Below are 23,391 nucleotides of genomic sequence, written 5' to 3' on the forward strand. Positions count from 1 at the left end.
TTCTTCAACAGGCACGCGGTCATCCGTTTAATCGGACTCCCACTGCTTGTAAGCTTATGGTTTCATGTTCTATTTCACTCCCCTTTCGGGGTTCTTTTCACCTTTCCCTCGCGGTACTTGTTCTCTATCGGTCACACAGTAGTATTTAGCCTTACGAGATGGTCCTCGCTGATTCACATGGGATTCCTCGTGCCCCATGCTACTCGGGATTCAGCTCCTATCCTTTGGTTTTCGACTACAAGACTCTCACTTTCTCTGGTGCATCTTTTCAATGCTTCGTCTAACCTTAGCGATTCGTTTTTGCTGTCCCACTACCCCAGTCAGTAAACCGACTGGTTTAGGCTCTTCCCCTTTCGCTCACCACTACTTAGGGAATCTCTTTTGATTTCTTTTCCTCCAGCTACTAAGATGTTTCAGTTCGCTGGGTTGGCTCTTTCCTGTCTATATATTCAACAGGTAGTATTCAGGGTTGCCCCATTCGGACACCTCCGGCTCATAGTTTGCTTCCAACTCCCCGGAGTATTTCGTCGGTAACCACGTCCTTCTTCGCCTCTGTGTGCCTAGGTATCCACCATTAGCTCTTATTCGCTTGACCACTTCACAATTGGTTTCTATCCTGCAAACACTTTATATCTTTCCAATACTTGTGTCTGCCTGCTCTAATCGCGTTTCTATGCAGTTTTCAAGGTTCTGGCTGAGTTCCCTCAGCAGTCTAACAAGAGTTAGTTGCTGATTCTTTCTCTGTTTCTCGAAGCTTTTCTTGCTTCTTTTCATGTGGAGGTTAGCGGACTCGAACCGCTGACATCCTGCTTGCAAAGCAGGCGCTCTACCAACTGAGCTAAACCCCCCCACACAATTCAAAATTAAAAATTCAAAATTCAAAATTAAATAAACCATTTTGAATTTTGTATTTTGAATTTTTCATTGCTTCAGGTGGGCCATCCTGGACTCGAACCAGGGACCTCACCCTTATCAGGGGTGCGCTCTAACCACCTGAGCTAATAGCCCATACGAACCTCATTATTAGTTTGAAAGCCTTTCAACTTCTGCGACCGACCTAGAGTAGACCATCTCAGTCTCTATTTGCTTTTAGCTTTTCGCTTTTGGTTTTTCGCCTTTCACTTCCAGCTTTCGGCTTTCGATTTCTGATTTGGGTAGGTCTCCCTAAAAGGAGGTGATCCAGCCACACCTTCCGGTACGGCTACCTTGTTACGACTTCACCCCAGTCACCAGTCCTACCTTAGGCATCCCCCTCCTCGAAAGGTTGAGGTAATGACTTCGGGCGTGACCAGCTTCCATGGTGTGACGGGCGGTGTGTACAAGGCCCGGGAACGAATTCACTGCAGTATGCTGACCTGCAATTACTAGCGATTCCTCCTTCACGAAGGCGAGTTGCAGCCTTCGATCTGAACTGAGCTACGGTTTCTTGGATTTGCATCACATCGCTGTGTAGCTGCCCTTTGTCCGTAGCATTGTAGTACGTGTGTAGCCCAAGACGTAAGGGGCATGCTGACTTGACGTCATCCCCACCTTCCTCCGGTTTGTCACCGGCAGTCTCTCTAGAGTGCCCAACTTAATGCTGGCAACTAAAAACGAGGGTTGCGCTCGTTGCGGGACTTAACCCAACATCTCACGACACGAGCTGACGACAGCCATGCACCACCTGTGTTCGCGCTCCCTAAGGCACTCCTTCCTTTCAGAAGGATTCGCGACATGTCAAGTCTTGGTAAGGTTCTTCGCGTTGCATCGAATTAAACCACATACTCCACCGCTTGTGCGGGCCCCCGTCAATTCCTTTGAGTTTCACACTTGCGTGCGTACTCCCCAGGCGGGATACTTAACGCGTTAGCTCCGGCACGGCTCGGGTCGATACAAGCCACGCCTAGTATCCATCGTTTACGGCTAGGACTACTGGGGTATCTAATCCCATTCGCTCCCCTAGCTTTCGTCCCTCAGTGTCAGTTACGGCCTAGTAGCACGCTTTCGCCACCGGTGTTCTTCCTGATCTCTACGCATTTCACCGCTACACCAGGAATTCCTGCTACCCCGAACGCACTCTAGCTTTGTAGTTTCCACTGCTTTTATGAGGTTGAGCCTCACTCTTTAACAGCAGACACACAATGCCACCTGCGGACCCTTTACGCCCAATCATTCCGGATAACGCTTGCATCCTCCGTATTACCGCGGCTGCTGGCACGGAGTTAGCCGATGCTTATTCCTCAAGTACCTTCAGTTCTTATTCCTTGAGAAAAGAGGTTTACAACCCAAGAGCCTTCCTCCCTCACGCGGTATTGCTCCGTCAGGCTTTCGCCCATTGCGGAAAATTCCCCACTGCTGCCTCCCGTAGGAGTCTGGGCCGTGTCTCAGTCCCAGTGTGGCTGATCATCCTCTCAGACCAGCTACTGATCGTCGCCTTGGTGCGCTCTTACCACACCAACTAGCTAATCAGACGCGAGCTCATCTCTAGGCAATAAATCTTTTACCTTCCGGCACATCCGGTATTAGCCACCGTTTCCAGTGGTTGTCCCCGACCTAGAGCTAGATTCTCACGCGTTACTCACCCGTCCGCCACTATCACCTAAGTGACCGTTCGACTTGCATGTGTTAAGCATACCGCCAGCGTTCATCCTGAGCCAGGATCAAACTCTCCGTTTTGTATAGAATCGTTTGTTTAGCTCTTTCTTTGGCTGCTCTTTCTACACCTCAGCCTGGTGTGTATTTTTCTTGACGCAGGCTAGTTGTTTTTTTCTGGCTTTCAAACTATAATTTTTTCAAGGTTCGGTCGCCCCGGACTGCGCTTCGTCGCGCTCGTCTCTCAGGCACTTATTCAATATATCTAATCCGACTTGGTGTGTCAACTCCTTTTCTAAAATTTTTTCGTCTCTTTTTTTCTCCACCCCTCCAACTCCCCACTGTCAGGCTTTCTACGCCACAATATTATCTTCTGCTATACCTGGGAATGTCCGATGGCAATCTCTCCTACTCATGAAAGTGCCATCTTACTCTGGGTTCCATTGGCATACTCTTTGACAAAGTTGTGAAACTTTTCCCAATCACTGATGAGTAAACTTCTGCCGCAATGCTTTCATATGTTTTGGTTTGATATCACCTGTTTCGACTTTACGCTGGCACCATAAGTTAATCGTGTTGCCACTGATGATTGGACAAAAGGCTCTCTTCACGTTTATTATATCTAGTCAAATATTGTTCCCGAATGAATCAACCCATGAAGATTCCGTGGAAACGTCTCCGGGAGGACGAAATTGCTGAACGGATGTTTGAGCATAAATTAGACGCAGGCCTTATACTGTAGATTCAAGAGCCACCAACGACAAATACACTAGACCTATCTTTAAAAGAAATTTAGTGAGCGGATAAGCGACGTTTTCATTGCTCACGTTTTATCTTCCGTAGACAAGTCTACTGTACATCGATTTAAGTTTCATCGTTATCAAAATGCTTTACGGGAATTGATGCAGTTGATTTTTTCCCAGTCCACCTCATCTTCACTTGCTTTTAGTCTAGTAGCAACCACTCTAGAAGGTAATTTGGGCAAGTGATGTATGGACAAATATAAAAATCTAAATCTTTTTGCAAGATTTCTGTAGTTTGCTTATTTATGTGATTAAGTTATGCGGATGAAAGGACTTGAACCTTCACTCCTTTCGGAACTAGAACCTAAATCTAGCGCGTCTGCCAATTCCGCCACATCCGCATCAGCAATCTATAATAACATAACATATATTTAAAGGGAATAGGAATAGTCAAAATCAATCAGCTATACCCAAGCTCCCTTCAACTCTTCAACTAACTACATTACAGCCAATCGTGGCAGACGATGTTTAAATCCGCACAAAATTTCCCAGGAGATTGTATTTAATTTTTCTGCCCAGTCATCGGCTGAAATTTTTCGGTTGCCTTCTCCTCCAAGCAAAGTGACGACTTCTCCTTCTTGTAAATCTGGAATGGTGCTGACATCTATCATTAACTGATCCATAGTGATTGCACCAACTTGTGGCACTTGCTGACCACGAATTAATACCTGCATCTGATTGGAAAGATTACGTGGTACACCGTCTGCGTAACCAATACCAACAACGGCCAGACGCATTTCACTAGGCGCAATGAATTGATGACCGTAGCTGACACCTATACCAGCAGCAATGGTTTTAATATGAGTAATTCTGGCTTTGAGTTGGAGAACAGGCTTGAGGTTTATAGTATGTTGTAAATGTGGGGCTGGGTATAGTCCATACACAGCAAGACCAGCGCGCACTAAGTCGTAGTGTAATGTTGAGTCTGCAAGGGTAGCAGCTGAGTTAGCTAAGTGCAAGCTAGGAATTTTGATACCTAAAGCTTTAATCTGAGCGATCGCCTCTTCAAATCTCTGATGCTGCTGCTGCATAATTGTCCTATCTGGGCTGTCTGCTGTCGCTAAGTGGGAGTAAATGCTGGCGATTTCAAGATGAGGTAGGCGATCCACTAATTGCACAAATTCTCCAGCTTTTTGCCAGTCAGTACCTAGCCTAGACATTCCTGTATCTAATTTAATATGCACAGGAATGGGTGAACCATATTGAATATTTTCTAAGGTGTTAGAGATTATTAAAGCTTGTTTGGGACTACCGATTGTTGGTTGGAGTTGCCAATGAGCGATCGCATGAATTTGTTCTGGAGTGTGGGTTGCACCTAAAACCAATATCGGGGCTTTAATCCCACCTTCTCTGAGTTGAATCCCTTCAGGAACGGTAGCAACTCCCAACCAGGTTGCACCTGCTTGTAATGCTACTTGAGCAACTGTAACTGCACCATGACCATAAGCATCAGCTTTGACCACAGCCATCAATTGAGTATGTGGTGATAAGATTTGCTTAATTTGTTGTACGTTGTGAGTTAGAGCCTCTAGGTCTATTTCCACCCACGCTCGCTGGGAAAACCAAGCATAGGTGTCACACTGTTGATGAGCAGCCATGCTAGATGTTTGTTTGTGACTGAACATTTCTCCTCCCTCTCTCTCACCACTCTTGAGGTTCTTAGTTTTGTTATTAATTTTTATATTCAATTGCGTGAGATATATCAAATTTAGTCAACAAGTTTAACCTTGATTACGGAATAAATAGAAATATATAGGAATCCGACTTGATTATTGAAATGATTTGCGTAGGTGGGGAACAGGGAACAGGAAACGGGGAACAGGAAAAGAAGTAACAGAGACGCACCGAGTTTTTTCAGAAATCAACTATGATTCCTATAGTTGGTTTCGTAATTAAGAATTTCCTACCCTTGTTGACAAGTAATGATTCACTTTGCGCCATCAGATAGATTTGGTAGTGGTAGAGATTACATGGTAGTTGCTGCTGACATCTCCTGGTTGGTAAGAACATTGAGGTCAATTGGCAATTTACAGATGAACTCTCAATAGTATGTTTATTAATTTATGTTTCAAACTAGATATGAGGTTCAAGAAGGATAAAGCCTTTCGCAATGATGTTGAAAGCATTACGGAAAGGGTATTTTGGCTGATCATGTCAGCAATTATCTTCTTCTATCTGTATATTTTCAGAAATTATGGAGGAAGTATAATTTATTCTCATCTCCCAATGAACGGAGATTCGTGTTAATATATGTAAAACTAATACCTTGAGCGTCAATCAATGGGGAAGGTTTTAGTCCTAAATGCCTCTTACGAACCGCTCAATATAACGAGCTGGCGTCGTGCTACGGTTCTGTTGATCAAGGGCAAAGCAGAACGTGTTGAACACAACGGTAGGTTTCTCTATACAGATTTCCCTTTACCCACCGTAATTAGGTTGCGCCATTATGTGCGTGTTCCTTATAAGGAAATACCTCTTACTCGCCGAAATATATTGCACCGCGATGGGCATACTTGTCAATACTGCGGTTATACAGGCGATGAACTGACATTAGATCATGTGATCCCGCGATCGCGTGGTGGAGGTGATACCTGGGAAAACATTGTTACAGCTTGTGTTCGCTGTAACGTCAAAAAGGGTAGTAGAACACCCCAAGAAGCACATATGCTTTTGCGCCACCAGCCTCGGCAACCTTACAGTAGTCTCTACTTTGAGGTTAGTAAGCATTTGAAGAGTGGACTGCATCAAGAGTGGCAAAAATATGTTATAGGACTCTAATGTGAACATCAACCTGACAACTCCTAGTACCCGGTAGCTTTGTCACTATATCCGGGTACTAGTTCCGCGCGGATCTGGTTGGATGTAGATTTTAGGGACTTTGTTGTGAATTTCCTTGGGCGAAAACGTAACATAAACACTATTAATCTGCCAGCAACCAATTATAACTCATAAACTCCTAATAAAAGCTGAACTTCTCAAAAATATTTGCGGCATCTGAAATTTAGAGTTGCTTGTGTTTCCCGAAATCAGTCTTCTGAGCGTTCGTGAAGGGCTACAATGAAGACTGTGCCTTGAAACGCCAGGCATTAATATATTTTTTAACTAAACTAAAAATTTACTTTCTCTCAGAAATATTAGTAATTTTAATTTTGCAGACAAATAGTCTCATAATTCTGTTTTATAAAATTCATGACTCTACATACTCCACCTATTGATTAAATTACATAGCCGATCTACGGATTATTGATTATGGTAGATGCGCTTGACTAGACCAAAATGATTTATTTTCAGCCTTGATATGCCTTCTGGTAAAATTAAGCAAATTGGTGAACTATCTGCTTGACAAAAAATATACCGTGATATACATCCCTATCTGCTCAGATTTTTGCGAAGATCAGGATGTGGGGTTGGAGCAGTCAAGTGCTGATTGTAGTGACTCTAAACAAAATTTATAGAGCCTCACACTTAGAACAAATCATACTATGCAATTGAATTCTTCTTTTATTAAGCAGTCTGATAGTTTTTCATTGACTACGGAGTCCAATCCGGAGGAACCAGACGTAGACAAAGAAACAGAAATATCGCTGGCTAAACCTGTCTTGTCAACATCTACACCTGAAGCGGTAGGAATATATGTAGGACAACGTAGCAATTCGCTAGCATTTCAAAAATCAGAAGAATTGCAAAAGACCTTACTATCGCACCGACATGAGCGTCAGTTGATCATTTTGCAAGATTTTCCTGATCCTGATGCCCTTTCTTGTGCCTGGACTTACCAGCTAATTGCCCAGCAATACGATATCAAGTGTGAGATTATTTACGCTGGTACATTAAGTCACCAAGAAAATATTGCTTTAGTGAAGCTTACAGGACTACCTGCACAACGCTGGACACCACAAACTATCAAAACGAAAGATTTATCTTGTTATCAAGGTTTAGTTTTAATTGATAACCAAGGAACAACCAGTCAACTACTGACATCTGTAGAGCAAGCAGGCATACCGATAGTAGCCGTAATCGACCATCACAGCTTACAAGCCGAACTCAAATCAGAGTTTGTGGATGTGCGTCCTTATGTACGCGCTACAGCCACAATTTTTACACAGTATCTGCAATCTGGGTTATTGGCTTTAGATAGTAGCATTAGTCAGCACGTCAAATGCGCTACGGCTTTGATGCACGGTTTACGCTCAGACACGAATCGCCTGATGCAAGCCCAAGAAGAAGACTTTATGGCAGCAGCTTATCTGAGCCGATTTTATGATGCCCAACTGCTGAATGCAATTCTTCAGGCTAACCGTTCCAAGCGGGTGATGGATGTGATTGAGCGATCGCTGAAAAATCGGATCGTCCAAAATAACTTTTCCATTGCTGGTGTTGGGTACTTACGCTATGATGACCGCGACGCTATCCCCCAAGCCGCAGATTTTCTAGTGACAGAAGAAAACGTGCATACTGCCGTAGTTTATGGCATTGTTCACGATGAAGATGATGAACTAGAAGTAGTGATTGGTTCGCTGAGAACTACCAAACTCACCCTTGACCCTGATGAATTTATCAAAGAAGCCTTTGGTCAAGATAGCACCGGACGATTTTTTGGTGGTGGAAGAACAGGTGCTGGCGGCTTTGAAATTCCGATGGGATTTTTATCTGGAGGAAATGAAAACTCTGCTTATGCCAGAATGAAGTGGGAAGTATTCGATGCACAAATTAAGCAGAAGTTACTGAAATTAGTGAATCCTAAAGATAACCCAATTCAGTCTGAATAGAGTTGGGATTAAATTACTAGTAATCGGTTCAAGTTTATGTAAACTGTTTGAAAATAGTAGTTCTGCAACTTGGACTGATTTTAATTTTGTAGCCTAGAAATAAATTTCTAGGCTGCCTATGTTTGTTATCTTTAACTATTAAGAGGCAAAGCAGTTATCATGTATCAACTTACTTTAAATATTTCAGAAGAAACTGTATTAGCTCTCAAATTAGAACCTGAACAGCTACAAAAAGAATTTCTTTTGGCTGCTGCTATGAAATTGTACGAAATAGGTAGACTTTCTTCTGGATCGGCAGCTCATTTGGCAGGTATTCCTAAAGTTGCTTTTCTGGCACAACTAGCCAATTACGGTATTGATACTTTCAAACTTACAGAGGCAGAACTAGCTGAGGATTTAGCTCGTGCCTAACGTCATTGTTGATACTTCTGTAATTCAATACTTGTATCAAGTTGATTTGTTTGATTTACTATTCAAAATTTATCATCAAGTGACTATCCCTAAAGGGGTATTGGATGAAATGCGTTTAGACAGTTTACAAGGCGAGGTTTTACATACTTTTTCTAACAAAACCCCTTTGAGCCAAGTAAGGCAAATTTTTGAATCTTTATAGTTTGATTATTTTTACTCAACATTAACTATTGTGGAACTGTATCTGATTCGTCATGGCATAGCGGAAGAACAACAGGCGGGAATAAAAGATGAGGAACGCCAACTGACCAAAGAAGGAAGGCAAAAAACGGAGAAGGTCGCCCAGCGATTAGTAAAACTGGGTTTACAGTTTGATTTGATTGTCACTAGTCCTTTGGTACGTGCTAGACAAACCGCCGAAATTCTCGTAGAAGTAGGATTGAGTTCCCAGATGGAGGAATCAAACCATCTAGCTCCCAATGGTCATATTTCCAGTTGGTTAGATTACTGGCTACGACCCAAAAATTTTGCCCCAAACACCCAATTAGCCGTAGTAGGACATGAACCTTGTTTGAGTAATTGGGCAGAAATTCTGCTATGGGGGGAAGTTAAAGGCGGCTTAGTCCTCAAAAAAGCAGGTATGATCGGAGTAAAACTGCCAGAAAGTGGTGAACCTGTGGGTAGAAGTCAGATGTTTTGGTTGACACCTCCCAGGTACTTGCTATAACAGTTTGGCAATAATTTGTTAAAGAATTGTTGTTAGCTAGGTTACTGTTATGGCAACCATCATTTCTGGTAAGTTAGCGTGTCGGATATTTCATTAAGCAAATGGTGTTGCCATGATGGTGTGCGAATACAAGCCTGGTTTAGAAGGCATTCCCGCCGCCCAATCGAGTATCAGTTATGTAGATGGGCAGAAGGGAATACTTGAGTATCGTGGCATTCGGATTGAGGAACTAGCAGCTAAAAGTACATTCTTGGAAACTGCTTATCTTTTAATCTGGGGAAAATTACCCACGAAAGATGAATTACAAGCATTTGAGGAAGAAGTTCGCTGTCATAGGCGAATTAAATATCGCATTCGGGATATGATGAAATGCTTCCCAGAAAGCGGTCATCCGATGGATGCGCTGCAAGCCTCTGCTGCGGCTTTAGGCTTGTTCTATTCACTGCGGGATTTACATAATCCTGCCTATATTCGGGATTCTGTGGTGCGCCTCATCGCGACAATTCCCACAATGGTGGCAGCATTTCAGTTGATGCGGAAAGGTAATGACCCCGTTAAACCCCGCGATGACTTAGATTATTCTGCCAATTTTCTCTACATGCTCAACGAGAAAGAACCGGATGAATTAGCGGCGAAAATTTTTGATGTCTGCTTGATTCTCCATGTTGAGCATACGATGAATGCTTCTACCTTTAGTGCTAGGGTGACAGCTTCCACTTTAACCGACCCTTACGCGGTGGTTGCTAGTGCTGTCGGAACGTTAGGCGGCCCGCTTCATGGTGGTGCTAACGAAGAAGTTATTCAAATGTTGGAAGAAATTGGCTCTGTGGAGAATGTCCGCCCTTATGTTGAGGAACGGCTACAAAATAAACAGAAGCTCATGGGCTTTGGTCATCGTGTCTACAAAGTTAAAGACCCCAGAGCCATTATTCTGCAAGACTTAGCCGAGCAATTATTTGCTAAGTTTGGCGCAGATAAATACTACGACATTGCCCAAGAAATGGAACGGGTGGTGGAAGAGAAATTGGGTCACAAAGGAATTTATCCTAATGTTGACTTTTACTCTGGTTTGGTGTATAGAAAGATGGGAATTCCCACAGATTTGTTTACACCAATATTTGCGATCGCTCGTGTAGCTGGTTGGCTAGCGCACTGGAAAGAACAGCTAGCAGAAAACCGGATTTTCCGTCCTACTCAGGTTTATAACGGTTATCACGACGTTGCTTATACACCCCTTGACCAACGCTAAAGAGGCGCAGAGGGAGAATTACTGAGCGACTTTGCCACACTTCTGGATAAAGGCACTTAGGACGATTAGTTCCATTGTCCATCACTTCACTACACTCTCAGGTTGGTAAATATCAACTCGTGACAATGGAAAACTGTTGCCAAAAGGGAAAGGGCAGTAAGTCCAAAGGTAAAAGGTAAAAGGCAAAAGAAAAAATCTTTTACCTTTTTACTTTTTACTTTTACCTTTTTCTATCCTCTATTACCCAAGACATAGCAAATCTCAATCCTAGCTATAAGTAGAAGTTCTTGTGTAGCTACAGAAGCCAAAAACCATCGGGCGATATACTAGGCATGGGTATTGGCAAAAAATATTAACTCAGGTGTCATCTCAACAGAGAGATAAATGGGTGTTATTTCAATTATTAGTTTAACTAATGATTGTGCAGCACCATGACTTGATGACTTAAAGAGCAGAAACATGAATTCAGGAATTGACCTCCAAGGAACTTTTATTAAATCCTTGATGGATTTAGGACTCCCACAGGGGGCAGCTAAAGCAATTTGGATGCCTCTACCCATGATCCTGATGCTCATTGGGGCAACAGTGGGTGTACTTGTTTGTGTTTGGTTAGAACGGAAGATTTCCGCCGCCGCACAACAGCGAATTGGCCCCGAATATATCGGGCCTTTGGGCTTATTAGCTCCCGTCGCCGACGGTTTGAAGCTGGTATTTAAAGAAGATATCGTACCGGCACAAGCTGACCCTTGGTTATTTACCCTCGGCCCCATTCTCGTTGTGTTGCCAGTGTTTCTGTCTTATTTAATTGTTCCGTTTGGACAGAATATTGTCATCACCAATATTGGGACAGGGATATTCCTGTGGATTGCTTTATCAAGCATCCAACCTATTGGATTATTGATGGCTGGTTACGCCTCCAACAATAAATACTCCCTATTGGGTGGCTTGAGAGCAGCAGCGCAATCAATTAGTTATGAAATTCCCTTGGCGTTGAGTGTGTTAGCGATCGTTATGATGTCTAACAGCCTCAGCACCGTAGATATTGTCAACCAACAGTCCGGCTATGGTCTTTTGGGTTGGAACATTTGGCGACAACCTTTGGGCTTTCTCATCTTCTGGATTGCGGCTTTAGCTGAATGCGAACGCTTGCCCTTTGACTTACCAGAAGCTGAAGAAGAACTAGTTGCAGGTTATCAAACCGAATACTCTGGGATGAAATTCGCCTTATTTTATCTCAGTTCCTATGTCAACTTGGTGTTGTCTGCTCTATTGGTAGCAGTTTTGTACTTAGGTGGTTGGGATTCTCCCATTCCCATCAATGTTTTAGCAGGCTGGTTAGGAATTACTGAAGTCAATCCCATACTTGAAGTAGTTAACGCTGCTTTGGGTATCATCATGACTCTAATCAAAGCTTACTTCCTCATCTTCATTGCCATTCTCTTACGCTGGACAGTACCACGGGTACGGATTGACCAGTTGCTAGATTTGGGATGGAAATTTTTGTTACCAGTTGGGTTAGTAAATCTGTTATTAACCGCAGCTTTGAAACTGGCTTTTCCCGTCGCCTTCGGTGGTTAGTCCAATTTGAGATTTGAGATTTTAGATTTATGCCAAAATCTAAAATCCAAAATCCAAAATTCCCAAGAGAGAGAGACAAAATGCTAAAGTTCCTCAAACAAGTTGTTGATTACGGCAAAGAAGCGATACAAGCTGGCCGTTACATCGGTCAAGGATTATCCGTCACCTTCGACCATATGCGCCGCCGTCCGGTCACTGTACAGTACCCTTACGAAAAACTCATTCCTGGTGAAAGATTTCGCGGTCGAATTCACTATGAATTTGATAAGTGTATCGCCTGTGAAGTGTGTGTGCGCGTTTGCCCCATTAACTTACCTGTAGTTGACTGGGAATTTGACAAAGCTACCAAAAAGAAAAAGCTCAAGCACTACAGTATTGACTTTGGGGTTTGTATTTTCTGCGGTAACTGCGTGGAGTATTGTCCTACAAACTGTCTTTCTATGACAGAAGAGTATGAGTTAGCCGCCTACGATCGCCATGAACTCAACTATGATAGTGTGGCTCTAGGTCGTCTGCCCTACAAAGTTACAAATGACCCAATGGTCACACCATTACGCGAATTGGTTTACCTACCTAAAGGCGTTCTCGACCCCCACGATCTACCCGCCGATGCACCCCGCGCTGGCGCACGTCCAGAAGACCTAGTAGAACAAGTGGAAAAATGAGATTAGTTCAGAGTCAAGAGTCAAAAGTCCATAGTGTTTTACCTATAGACTGTTGACTATTGACTATAGACTATTGACTATTGACTATTAACTGAGGACAAAAAACAGTGAATCTAGCGGAAGGAGTACAACTTGTTACCTTCGGCATACTGGCCGTAATGATGATTGGAACAGCCCTTGGTGTGGTGCTAGCATCCAGCATTGTTTATTCTGCCTTTATGTTGGGAGGAGTGTTTATCAGCATCGCGGGTTTGTACCTGTTGTTGAATGGTGATTTTGTCGCCGCCGCCCAAGTGCTGATTTACGTGGGAGCAGTCAACGTGCTGATTTTGTTTGCCATTATGTTGGTGAACAAGCGGCAGAATTTTACCCCCTTCCCCAGTGCTGGCGTAAGAAAAATCCTGACTGCGATCGTGGCTGTCGGTTTGTTCGCGCTGTTAAGCACAATGGTGTTAGCCACACCTTGGGCTTACTCCACTACTCCAGTGACAGGAGAAAGCACCATTGTGTTAATTGGTGAGCATTTCTTTTCTGACTTTTTATTACCTTTTGAATTAGCTTCAGTATTGTTGTTAATGGCAATGGTAGGAGCGATTATTTTGGCGCGTCGTGAGTACTTACCAGAAGTCACCCCTTCAGAATTGCCTCAAACTGTGTTGACCTTACCAGAACGCCCCAGAGAACTTGTCGGGGCTGGTAGCGATACTCAAGAATAAATACAAGCCAGATTGTTCAAAAGGGATACGAGAACTGATGCAACTCCAATATTTTTTGCTACTTGCAGCCGCTTTATTCTGCATTGGCATTTATGGTTTAATTACCAGCCGTAACGCCGTCAGAGTATTAATGTCTATCGAGTTACTGCTGAATGCTGTTAATTTGAATTTAATGGCATTTTCCAACTTTCTTGACTCAACATTAATTAAGGGTCAAGTTTTCACAGTGTTTGTGATTACTGTGGCCGCTGCTGAAGCGGCGGTAGGTTTAGCGATCGTGCTTGCCATTTATCGTAACCGTGATACCGTCGATATGGAGCAGTTTAATCTCCTGAAGTGGTAATTGCGTGTGCAACTCAAGCAGATAATCATTGCTTATAAAGCGCGAGACTCCCAGAGCAAACGCTGGGCAGAAATTTGTGCTAAACAGCTAGAAAGTCGCAATTGTCAGGTCTTAATGGGGCCAAGCGGGCCAAAAGATAATCCTTATCCGGTATTTTTGGCTTCCGCAGGACAACCAATTGATCTGGCAATTGTCCTCGGTGGTGATGGCACAGTCCTTACTAGTGCCAGACATTTAGCACCGGCTGGTATCCCAATTTTGGGAGTGAATGTCGGTGGTCATTTAGGGTTTTTAACTGAATCAGTAGAGGAATTTCAAGATACGGAAGCAGTTTGGGATCGGCTGTTTGAAGACAGGTATGCTATTCAACGGCGGATGATGTTACAAGCCGCAGTGTATGAAGGACATCACACAAATTTAGAACCTGTAACGGAACGCTTTTTGGGGTTGAATGAATTTTGTGTCAAACCTGCTTCCGCCGATCGCATGATTACCTCTATCCTAGAAATGGAAATTGATGGAGAAGTGGTAGATCAATATGTGGGTGATGGGCTAATTGTTTCGACTCCCACAGGTTCTACAGGTTATACTGTCTCTGCTAATGGGCCAATTATGCACGATGGTATGGAAGCAATTACCATCACGCCTATTTGTCCGATGAGTCTTTCTAGTCGTCCTCTAGTTTTACCCGCAGGTTCTGTTGTGAGTATTTGGCCTTTAGGTGACTATGAGTTGACGACGAAATTATGGATGGATGGAGTCTTAGCAACCTCAATTTGGCCTGGACATCGCGTTGACATCCGCATGGCTGATTGTCTGGCTAAATTTATTATCCTAAGAGAGAACAACTCTTACTATCAGACGCTACGAGAGAAATTACTCTGGGCAGGTACTAGGGTTCGCTACACTAATAATCATCAAAATTGAGGATATCTGCCCAGTAATTTAACTACTAATCTCTGTTTTAATTTATCTTACCCCTAGTCATCAAACTGGGGGTTTTGTGCTTTAGTCAATAGTCAATAGTCATTAGTCAATAGTCAATAGTCATTAGTCAATAGTCATTAGTCATTAGTCATTAGTTTTTCTCCCCTCCTACCTTGTCTCCCCAGTCCCCAATTCCCCAATTCCCCAATTCCCCAATTCCCCAGTCCCTAATCCCTAGTTATGTAAGCTTGATATTAGAGCAATTCTGTATCCTATTGCCAGATTTTTTAGGAATTTAAGCTCATAATAAACCTACGTTGACTCAAAAATGTCCAACAGGTGGTATGCTACCTGCTACAAATGAAACAAACATATCAAATTCTCTTCAATTTCACTTGTTACCTGTCACCTGTCACCTTTGTTTTTTAAGAGACAGATGGAAATTTCATACAGATATATCGATTATCCACTTAGCAATCCTTCTGCTTTTAAAGATTTTCCTATCCTAGAAACTGATAAGTACATACTGAAAATTGCTTTAACGCCTCAAGAATTAGAATCTATTTTTCGTTTGCGATTTGAAGTATTTAATTTAGAGTTAGGTTTAGGTTTTTCTTGTTCCCAATTAACACAGATGGATGAAGATCAATTTGATAGCATTTGTCATCATTTGATGTTGATTTGTAAAGCCACTGGTAAAACTGTTGGTACTTACAGAATGCAAACTTATAAAATGGCATCTCAAGGTTTAGGATTTGATGCTGCTGATATTTTTAATCTTCAGACAATTCCAGACAGCGTATTACAAGCATCTGTAGAAATTGGACGTGCTTGTATCGCCAAAGAATATCGTAATATCCAGTCACTCTTATTACTTTGGGAAGGATTAGCTAAATATCTCATTTGGAGTGGTAGTGAATATTTTTTTGGCTGCTCTTCATTACTCACACAATGCACCTGGGAAGCAGCTTGTGTCTATGATTATTTTCAAAAAAATGATTTGATGCACAAAACTATTTTAGTTTATCCTCACTCACAATATTTCCTGAATTTACCCCAAATTCATAATCATAGATGCCATGTGGAAATTCCAAAAATCGTCCAGGCTTATTTGAGTATTGGAGCTAAAATCTGTAGCCTGCCGGCACTTGACCATAATTTTAAAACTATTGATTTTCTAACTATATCTAGAATCCAAGATTTTACACACTTGCATTCATTGCCGTAATATTCACTGTATACTGATACTGTTTGTAGATATGAATATCGAAAACAGTCATAAAAATGTCATCTAAAAAATTAATTAATCGTTTTACACAGTTATCTTCTGATTCTCCCTGGTTGATTATAATTATTTTTTCTGTGCTGGGTTTAGTAGGAATCATCAACCATGCAATGTGGAGAGATGAACTAAATCCTTGGTTAATTGTGAGAGATAGTACATCCTTTGGGGAATTAATTAATAATATCCGCTATGAAGGTCATCCTGTTCTGTGGTACTTTTCTTTGGTTGTCATCAGGATGATTGCTGATACTCCTGTGATCATGCAGATTTTTCATTTAAGCATCACAATTTTAGCTGTCATACTTTTTTGGTTATACAGTCCTTTTAATTATCAGCAAAAATTGATTTTTACATTTGGATATTTTCCTTTTTATGAGTATTTGTTAATTTCGAGAAATTATGCTTTCAGTTTGTTGTTTGTTTTTGGTTTTTGTGCTGTCTTTCCATCGAGGAAAAAGACTTATCTTTATTTAGCAATTTTATTAGGGTTACTGGCTAACAGTAGTGCTTATGCTCTATTAGTCGCATTATCATTATCGTTAACTTTGTTGGTAGAGTTTTGCTTTGATAGAGAACATCGTCAGCAATACATACATCAAAGTCAGAGATATGATTTGTTTTTGAGCATTAGCATTATTATATTTGCTTTTATTTTATCCATTTTAACTATTACTCCGCCATCTGATAGTTATCTTCACGGAGGTTTAGATAATGGATGGTTATTGCAATTAGACTTTCAGCATTTTTTAAGAAGTATCAGCAGATTATTTGGTACTTATTTTCTGATTGTTCCCCACAAAAGATGGCTGGATTTAATAGTTTGTAGCTTGATTGTTATATTTATTTGTGTCTTGACTGTAATAAGATTATCGAAAAAACCATTTTCTGTATTTTTATTTATTACAGCTAATTTGATATTGTTAACATTTACTTATTTAAGATTTGCTGGACATACTAGACATTTTGGGCATTTCTATTTAGTTTTAATAGCTGCATTATGGCTGGGCAGATATTACCATGAATCTGATTTTATTATCAATAAGTTTCGGATTACAGAAAGATTATTTATGTGGGGTCATAAATGGCAAAATATAGCTTTAATGCTAATTTTGTATGCCCAACTGCTAGGAGGAATATACGGTTTTGCTAGAGATATAATTATACCTTTTTCTGCCAGTCGTGAGACTGCAAATTATATCAAAAGAGAGAAATTAAATGATGAATTTATTGTTGCTAGTCGGGATGCAAACATGGCTGTATTATCTGGCTATCTTAACCGTAAATTTTATTATCCTGAGTTGCAAGATTTAGGAAGTTATACTTTATTTAAATCGGGACGTAAACCAGTTGAAAAAGGAGAAATATTAGAACAGATTAATGGATTATTGAAGAATAAAAATAACAAAAATAGAATTTTATTAATTTTAAATAAAAAGCTGACTTTAAAGCACGAAAATTTACAGATTGTTCCTATTGAAAGTTTTGAAAAGTCATGGGTGGATAGTGAAAGATATTATCTCTATTGGGTGTCTAAAATAAATAATTAACAGAAGCATTAATTTTTGCTGTAGTTGTAGCACCAGGGAAAAACAAGGTCAAACCCCTATCTAGCTGGTGTCATACACCTAATTTCTCTACAAGAGTGCAAGCTATTATGTATGGGAAACCATGCGCCATACATATTGAGGTTTTGCATGAAAGTAGCAGTCTTCAGCACCAAAGCTTATGACAGACAGTTTTTAGAAGCTGCAAATTATCCCAAAAAACATGAATTGGTGTTTTTTGAACCTCGTCTGAGTCAAGATACCGCTATCCTCACCGCCGGTTTTCCGGCGGTTTGTGTATTTGTCCATGACCAAGTTGATGCACCAACGCTGGAAATTTTAGCCGCCAGAGGTACGCGCTTAATTGCGCTGCGTTGTGCTGGGTTTAACAATGTAGACTTAAAAGCCGCCGCTAAGTTAGGAATTAAGGTTGTACGTGTTCCAGCCTATTCACCCTATGGTGTAGCAGAACACACGGCGGGATTGATTTTGAGCTTAAATCGCAAAATTCACCGAGCTTATAACCGTGTGAGAGAAGGTAATTTTTCTCTGGAAGGACTACTGGGATTTAACTTAAATGAACGGACTGTGGGAATTATTGGGACTGGTAAAATCGGTCTGATTTTAGGAAAAATCATGAGGGGGTTTGGTTGTCATCTACTGGCTTATGATATGTATGAGAATTCTGAGTTAGAGGTATTGGGTGGGAAGTATGTAGAGTTGCCAGAATTATTTGCCAACTCTGACATTATTTCTTTGCATTGTCCCTTAACACCAGAAACTCATCATCTCATTAATGCTGAGGCGATCGCACAAATGAAATCTGGTGTTATGTTAATTAACACCAGTCGCGGTGCGCTAATTAACACTCAAGCCGTGACTGAGGGACTCAAAACGGGTAAGATAGGTTCTCTGGGCGTAGATGTCTACGAACAGGAATCAGAATTATTTTTCGAGGATTTGTCTGATGAAATCATTCAGGATGATGTCTTTCAACGCCTAACGACATTTCCTAACGTGTTAATTACCGGACACCAAGCATTTTTCACAGAAGAAGCCTTGCGTAATATTGCGGACACAACGTTAGCCAATATTACAGATGTCGAACAAGGACGCACTTGTGCCAATGAACTACACACACCACCGGAAATAGAGAATAAGGTTTTGGTAAGTTAATCTTTGGAAATGGGGAATTGGGCATTGGGCATGGGGCATAGGTATAAAATCTACCTTGTCTCCCCTGTCTCCCCTGTCTCCCCTGTCTCCCCTGTCTCCCCTGTCTCCCAATCCCCAATCCCCAATCCCCAGTTCCCATTCCCCAGTCCCCATTCCCCTAATTACTCGCTTCATTGGCGATAATGCCAACCAAATTCAAGCGATTTAAAATTTCCACGGCTTGAGTCACTTCGGTTTGAGTTACCCAACCTACACGCCCTACCATCATAATGCCGTTACACAAAGAAGCGACGATTCTGGCATCAACTGTACCTAAAATGGCTGGTGCATCTATTAATACTAAGTCGTAACTTTGCTCGAATAACTCGATGAGTTCCTTCATGCGCTGAGAACTGAGCAATTTTACAGGATCTTCTGGCGGAGAACCAGCAGTCAAAATATCGATGGAGGGGTGAATAGGCTGAATATAGTCGTGGACATTTTCATTAGTCTCATCAACTAGTAAAAGAGATAGTCCCCATTCGTTGGGTAGTTGGAGAATTTTGTGGAGTTTAGGCGATCGCAAGTTAGCATCAATTAATAATACCCTTTGGTGCATATGTGCAGCACTCGCGGCTAAACCTAAAGCTAAAGTTGTGCGTCCCTCTCCTGGTAATGCAGAAGTCAACATCAAAGAATTAAAAGGAAAAGGATGCTTTAAGATTTGGGTATTTTGATACACCATGTCTAAGGTTTCGTGACAAGGTAGCCAAGAGTTAGTTTCTACTAAAGGCGGTTTTGTGTTGCGTCGCCAGTTCCAAGCTAAACTCGGTAGTCGCTTTTCCATCGCATGGGATGCAAGTTTCGGTACAGAACCTAGTAATCTCAGGTTGCTGACTCGTTGTAAATCTTGGGGTGAACTAATGACACGATGACGCATTCCCCAAAGTAAGGCGATACCAACACCCAAAACAGGCCCCATCACCATACCCCCAAACACTAGCCACAGTTTGTCATAACTGTTATATGTTGCTAAAGTTGGTGTTTCTAAAAATTGCCAGTCAAAGCCTGTTTGGGTAATTTTTAAGCCGACAAACTGTTGTGTTTGTAATAATTGTTCTAAAGCTTGACGTTGAGTTTCTACTTCTGGCAAGAGACGTTGGTATTCTGTAATTAAGCTGGGATATTTCTTTAACTCTGTACTAATTCGCTGTTCTGAGAAAACTAAATTTTTCTCCTGATTTTTTAATTTATCAGCAGTTACTTTTAATTGGTTTAACTCTTCTACTATCTGCCCTTGTGTTAATGCTGCTGCTTTTGTAGTATCGATTTTTAATTGCTTTTTCTCCTGTTGCAAGAGTTGTAACTGATGCTGATATTGTTGTTTGAGGCTGACAATAATCGGCGAGTTATCTGTGTAACGTAACTGTTCCTGTGCTAATGCTTGTTCAGTTTTCTGCACTTCACTTAACAGCATTTGATAACGAGTTGATTCACCCAAATTAGCATCAATCAGTGATTGTTGAGTTGAAGCGGCTAATATCTGTTCTAAATTTTGCCGACGTTCTTCGATATTTTGTAACTCTGTACGAGTCGTTTGTAATTGTTTTTGAATATCCGTTAATGATTTCAACAGGATTTGACTTTGTGATTGGGGGTCTAATAAGTTGTGCTTTTTGCGGAAATTCTCTAGATTACTTTCAGCTTGTCTAACCTGTTTTTGCAGCAGAGGTATACGGGTATTAACAAAAGCTAATCCTTTATTGAGGCGTTCTTGCTGCTGTTCGAGGTTATAATCTTGATAAACTTTTTGTAAGGCTAATAATACTTTTTGGGCTTTAATAGGATCACTATTCTGAAAAGAAACCTCAAACACTGGACTAACTAACTCATTAACTCCTCTTTTCTTTTCTAGTTGTGTAACTTGCAAAGGTGAATTACGTCCATCACTTGATGTGCCTTTAATGTCATTTACAGTAATATTAGGATAAGTGGAACGGAGTAAAGTTACTGCTTTTTCTAGCAAGTTAGAACTCAGCATGAGATTTTTCTGAGCAGCGTAGTAATCAATCACCTGTGGCTGAGAATCGGCTTGCTTATTAACGCCATTATTAGGAATATTAGTTAATTCTATACCTTCATAAACATTAGAATTCACTAAAATTTGCATATAGCTTTTGTAGTTAGTCTTAGTCAAGACAGCCATTAGACTAGTTACGGACATGACAATACAAGACACTCCTAAGACTACAAACCGCCGCCGCAGTAAGATTTTAGATATATGTCTAAATCTGGCTTGTTTGGGGAATGAGTTGGTAACAAATTCCTCTTGATTTAAACTTATTTTAGACATTAGTAAAATCCTCAAGTGTTGTGAAAACTTGAACCGTTATTTTTTATGTATATGCAATTTTCCATACCAATTTTGAGAATATTGGCATGGAGAATATAAAGCCTAAAATAATCTGACACTTGATGTCAACGTTCTGTGAAAGCCTTTAATGTATCCTTATTAAAGATGCACAAGTTATTTTTTAGTTTCTCTGGAGTTGATATTTATAGCAGTATTTATAGTTATTAATGTTTCTCGTCAATTCTCAAACTAGTAAAATAATGATTGGATATCTAAGGGACTATGCAAAAATATGAGAACTAAATTTATTGGTAGTGTCCTTTTCAATACCAACAAAGATGAATCAACTTTTACTATAAACCTCAAAAAGCTGAAATAATAGCTATTTTACCTGCATATAGCTCTAGAAAAATAATCACTGTTAAATATATGGATGTTTGTGGACTCACAATTGAGTGAATAAATATACTTTGTATACAAAATAAAATCATAAATAACTATTAACTAAATGGAAATGTATAATATAGTTCTATCTATTGGGTAACTTCTGGCAAGAAATCAAAAGACTCTTGACTCATTTATCATTTAGTTGGCACGGTAAAATTAAGCTTAGATAAAATTATCAGCTACTTTCCGGTTTTGTTTTTAAAATTGTTCATCACGGAAATAGTATTTAAGTATACTATTTTGGAGTGCGATCGCTATCTTTAGGTAGAATAAACTACAAAGTTAAACTGTTTCATTCAATGACATACCGCGTTGATAGATTGCATAAGCATAATCTGTCCATGTACCTTGTCCCCAATAGCGGAAACAACTTGTTTGCAGTAACAAATTATGTAACAGTGCTTGGCTATATTCAGCTTTTTTAGTCACAGATATTTCTGAAGATACCCGCAATAATTGATCAAATTTTTGATGAAATACACTACTTAATTCATACATGGGAGATAACACATTTTCATAACCCTTCACCCAACTGATATGATTTGTCCAAGATGCCCCATCCATGTGAAAACGTGGGTTATTTTGCTTTAATTCTTGAATCGCATTTTCTACTGCTTCAGGCTGAATATTTTCAGCTTCTACTCTTTGCCATATTTGATATTGTCCTACTGGCTGACACATAGGAAAATCGGCAGATTTACAGCCAGCAGACTCAATTAATTCTAAATATTCCGTACCACACACACCCACAACCCCAGATTTACCGCCACCGTGATTTACCATATCCCACCAAGCTTGTTTAAAAGCACTGGGAAATTCATTCATCATCACACCACCATTTTCACCGTCACCAATTTGGCTGACTATAGGTGGTATAAATACATCACCTAATTTTTGTGGAGATAGGGTTTTAGCCTCATAATAAGGTTGCATTTGACCAACTAATTTTGTATCCGAACCTTGAGTTTTAATTAAGGCTGTAATACTAATAGTTTCCCCGTAGGAATTACGCGCCATTAAGCGATGTGGTAAATGTTTATGAGTGAGTGCATGGCCATCAATTGTTTCTACGGAATGTTCCTGTAGCAGTAACCAACGATAGCCACATTCTTTCAAAGCTTTGACAAATGCAAATAAAGTATCAGGATGGTTTGGTAAGTGCATTTCTGGCGGCGAAAACCCCTTAACTCGCGCTAATGCTTCCCAACCAAAAATTGCTGCAAAATGTTGTTGCCAAGCTAATATATGTAATTTAATGTCTGGGATGGGGGTAGAAGGTACGACAGCATGACCCCACATTGTCCCTAACCATTCTACATAGGGTTGATAGGTGTCATCGCAGGTAATCCGCTTGAGACTATTGATAATATCATCGTGTCCCATTTGTCTGAGTCCCCACAGTAGATTCCCAGAATAATCCAGCATGACACGGGGATTGCAACCTTGATTGACAAGTTCAGGAATGAAATCTCCCATACGGCTGTAGCAATAAGCAAAGGGTGCGGCGTTGTGGTTGTCGCCTTCGTGGGGATGTTCAAACATATATTGCAGATTGCTAATGAGTTTACCATCATGACCAGCCGGAATTGTGGGTTGGTGCATATGTAACGCGATCGCAAATACTGCATTGATATTCTCTAACTTGAGGTTGGTTTTTGGTAAAAACACAGGTGCATCATGGTTAGCCACACTCATCACCTCTTGTTCCCAACCGCAAATATTCGGTAAGCCATCAATGATTTCTGGTGGTAAGATAGCAGGAAAATTCAGCATCACTGATAACTCCGAAATTAGAGAATATCTAATTATCTAACGAAGATGCTCAGGAGTGGTGAGTGCTGAGTGCTG

18 protein-coding genes, 3 tRNA genes and 2 rRNA genes (1 of these 23 only partly in view) are annotated in these 23,391 nt (G+C 40.9%); 15 read left to right on the forward strand and 8 right to left on the reverse strand.

What is annotated here, in order from left to right:
* The 6 genes from ACQFX9_RS29465 to alr form a co-directional block, all read right to left on the reverse strand.
* Positions 1 to 595: ribosomal RNA gene (locus ACQFX9_RS29465) — 23S ribosomal RNA — on the reverse strand; it reaches 2,229 nt to the left of the window's first position.
* A 180-nt stretch (positions 596 to 775) separates the two neighbouring features.
* Positions 776 to 848, reverse strand: a tRNA-Ala gene (locus ACQFX9_RS29470).
* Between the two features lie 86 nt (positions 849 to 934).
* Positions 935 to 1,008: transfer RNA gene (locus ACQFX9_RS29475), tRNA-Ile, on the reverse strand.
* 159 nt (positions 1,009 to 1,167) lie between these two features.
* Positions 1,168 to 2,655, reverse strand: a 16S ribosomal RNA gene (locus tag ACQFX9_RS29480).
* The 16S and 23S rRNA genes sit together here with 2 tRNA genes alongside, the layout of an rRNA operon.
* Before the next feature lie 978 nt (positions 2,656 to 3,633).
* Positions 3,634 to 3,715 (reverse strand) — tRNA-Leu (locus ACQFX9_RS29485).
* Positions 3,716 to 3,811: 96 nt separating this feature from the next.
* Positions 3,812 to 4,999, reverse strand: a complete 1,188-nt coding sequence (alr, locus tag ACQFX9_RS29490) for an alanine racemase (protein WP_427160038.1) — start codon at positions 4,997 to 4,999, stop codon at positions 3,812 to 3,814.
* Positions 5,000 to 5,296: 297 nt separating this feature from the next.
* Here alr and ACQFX9_RS29495 point away from each other — a divergent pair, with 297 nt between their 5' ends.
* The 15 genes from ACQFX9_RS29495 to ACQFX9_RS29565 all read left to right on the forward strand — a co-directional run bounded on the left by ACQFX9_RS29495 (position 5,297) and on the right by ACQFX9_RS29565 (position 18,764).
* Positions 5,297 to 5,422: a hypothetical protein gene (locus ACQFX9_RS29495; RefSeq protein WP_427160039.1), complete on the forward strand. Its 126-nt coding sequence runs from the start codon at positions 5,297 to 5,299 to the stop codon at positions 5,420 to 5,422.
* A gap of 232 nt (positions 5,423 to 5,654) precedes the next feature.
* Positions 5,655 to 6,152, forward strand: a complete 498-nt coding sequence (locus tag ACQFX9_RS29500) for an HNH endonuclease (protein ID WP_103140345.1) — start codon at positions 5,655 to 5,657, stop codon at positions 6,150 to 6,152.
* Positions 6,153 to 6,856: 704 nt separating this feature from the next.
* Positions 6,857 to 8,143 (forward strand): DHH family phosphoesterase, encoded by a 1,287-nt coding sequence (locus ACQFX9_RS29505; RefSeq protein WP_427160040.1) that lies wholly within the window; start codon positions 6,857 to 6,859, stop codon positions 8,141 to 8,143.
* A gap of 159 nt (positions 8,144 to 8,302) precedes the next feature.
* A complete protein-coding gene (locus ACQFX9_RS29510) occupies positions 8,303 to 8,554 on the forward strand; it encodes a UPF0175 family protein (RefSeq protein WP_427160041.1) in 252 nt (83 codons plus the stop codon).
* Positions 8,547 to 8,756 (forward strand): hypothetical protein, encoded by a 210-nt coding sequence (locus ACQFX9_RS29515; protein WP_427160042.1) that lies wholly within the window; start codon positions 8,547 to 8,549, stop codon positions 8,754 to 8,756. The genes ACQFX9_RS29510 and ACQFX9_RS29515 overlap by 8 nt, the downstream gene beginning before the upstream one ends.
* A gap of 30 nt (positions 8,757 to 8,786) precedes the next feature.
* Positions 8,787 to 9,281: a phosphohistidine phosphatase SixA gene (gene sixA, locus ACQFX9_RS29520; RefSeq protein WP_427160043.1), complete on the forward strand. Its 495-nt coding sequence runs from the start codon at positions 8,787 to 8,789 to the stop codon at positions 9,279 to 9,281.
* 112 nt (positions 9,282 to 9,393) lie between these two features.
* Positions 9,394 to 10,530 (forward strand): citrate synthase, encoded by a 1,137-nt coding sequence (locus ACQFX9_RS29525; RefSeq protein ID WP_427160044.1) that lies wholly within the window; start codon positions 9,394 to 9,396, stop codon positions 10,528 to 10,530.
* A gap of 459 nt (positions 10,531 to 10,989) precedes the next feature.
* Positions 10,990 to 12,108, forward strand: a complete 1,119-nt coding sequence (gene nuoH, locus ACQFX9_RS29530) for an NADH-quinone oxidoreductase subunit NuoH (protein ID WP_427160045.1) — start codon at positions 10,990 to 10,992, stop codon at positions 12,106 to 12,108.
* Between the two features lie 80 nt (positions 12,109 to 12,188).
* Positions 12,189 to 12,773, forward strand: a complete 585-nt coding sequence (gene ndhI / locus ACQFX9_RS29535; RefSeq protein ID WP_427160046.1) for an NAD(P)H-quinone oxidoreductase subunit I — start codon at positions 12,189 to 12,191, stop codon at positions 12,771 to 12,773.
* Positions 12,774 to 12,880: 107 nt separating this feature from the next.
* Positions 12,881 to 13,489, forward strand: coding sequence for an NADH-quinone oxidoreductase subunit J (locus ACQFX9_RS29540; protein ID WP_236140145.1), 609 nt, complete (start codon positions 12,881 to 12,883; stop codon positions 13,487 to 13,489).
* Between the two features lie 37 nt (positions 13,490 to 13,526).
* Entirely contained in the window at positions 13,527 to 13,832 is a 306-nt protein-coding gene (nuoK, locus tag ACQFX9_RS29545; protein WP_006199065.1) for an NADH-quinone oxidoreductase subunit NuoK, read from the forward strand.
* 6 nt (positions 13,833 to 13,838) lie between these two features.
* Entirely contained in the window at positions 13,839 to 14,759 is a 921-nt protein-coding gene (locus tag ACQFX9_RS29550; protein WP_236140146.1) for an NAD(+) kinase, read from the forward strand.
* A 436-nt stretch (positions 14,760 to 15,195) separates the two neighbouring features.
* Complete coding sequence (locus tag ACQFX9_RS29555; protein WP_427160047.1) at positions 15,196 to 15,987, forward strand: GNAT family N-acetyltransferase; 792 nt, start codon at positions 15,196 to 15,198, stop codon at positions 15,985 to 15,987.
* 56 nt (positions 15,988 to 16,043) lie between these two features.
* Positions 16,044 to 17,591: a hypothetical protein gene (locus ACQFX9_RS29560; protein WP_427160048.1), complete on the forward strand. Its 1,548-nt coding sequence runs from the start codon at positions 16,044 to 16,046 to the stop codon at positions 17,589 to 17,591.
* Between the two features lie 147 nt (positions 17,592 to 17,738).
* Positions 17,739 to 18,764, forward strand: coding sequence for a 2-hydroxyacid dehydrogenase (locus tag ACQFX9_RS29565; RefSeq protein ID WP_427160049.1), 1,026 nt, complete (start codon positions 17,739 to 17,741; stop codon positions 18,762 to 18,764).
* Positions 18,765 to 18,921: 157 nt separating this feature from the next.
* Here ACQFX9_RS29565 and ACQFX9_RS29570 read toward each other — a convergent pair whose 3' ends face one another.
* Both ACQFX9_RS29570 and ACQFX9_RS29575 read right to left on the reverse strand, forming a co-directional pair.
* Positions 18,922 to 21,096 (reverse strand): GumC family protein, encoded by a 2,175-nt coding sequence (locus ACQFX9_RS29570; protein WP_427160050.1) that lies wholly within the window; start codon positions 21,094 to 21,096, stop codon positions 18,922 to 18,924.
* 729 nt (positions 21,097 to 21,825) lie between these two features.
* Positions 21,826 to 23,316 (reverse strand): glycosyl hydrolase family 57, encoded by a 1,491-nt coding sequence (locus ACQFX9_RS29575; protein ID WP_427160051.1) that lies wholly within the window; start codon positions 23,314 to 23,316, stop codon positions 21,826 to 21,828.
* Between the last annotated feature and the right edge of the window lie 75 nt (positions 23,317 to 23,391).

This window comes from Aliinostoc sp. HNIBRCY26 (genome assembly GCF_050235535.1).
In the GTDB taxonomy this organism is placed as follows: Bacteria; Cyanobacteriota; Cyanobacteriia; order Cyanobacteriales; family Nostocaceae; genus Trichormus.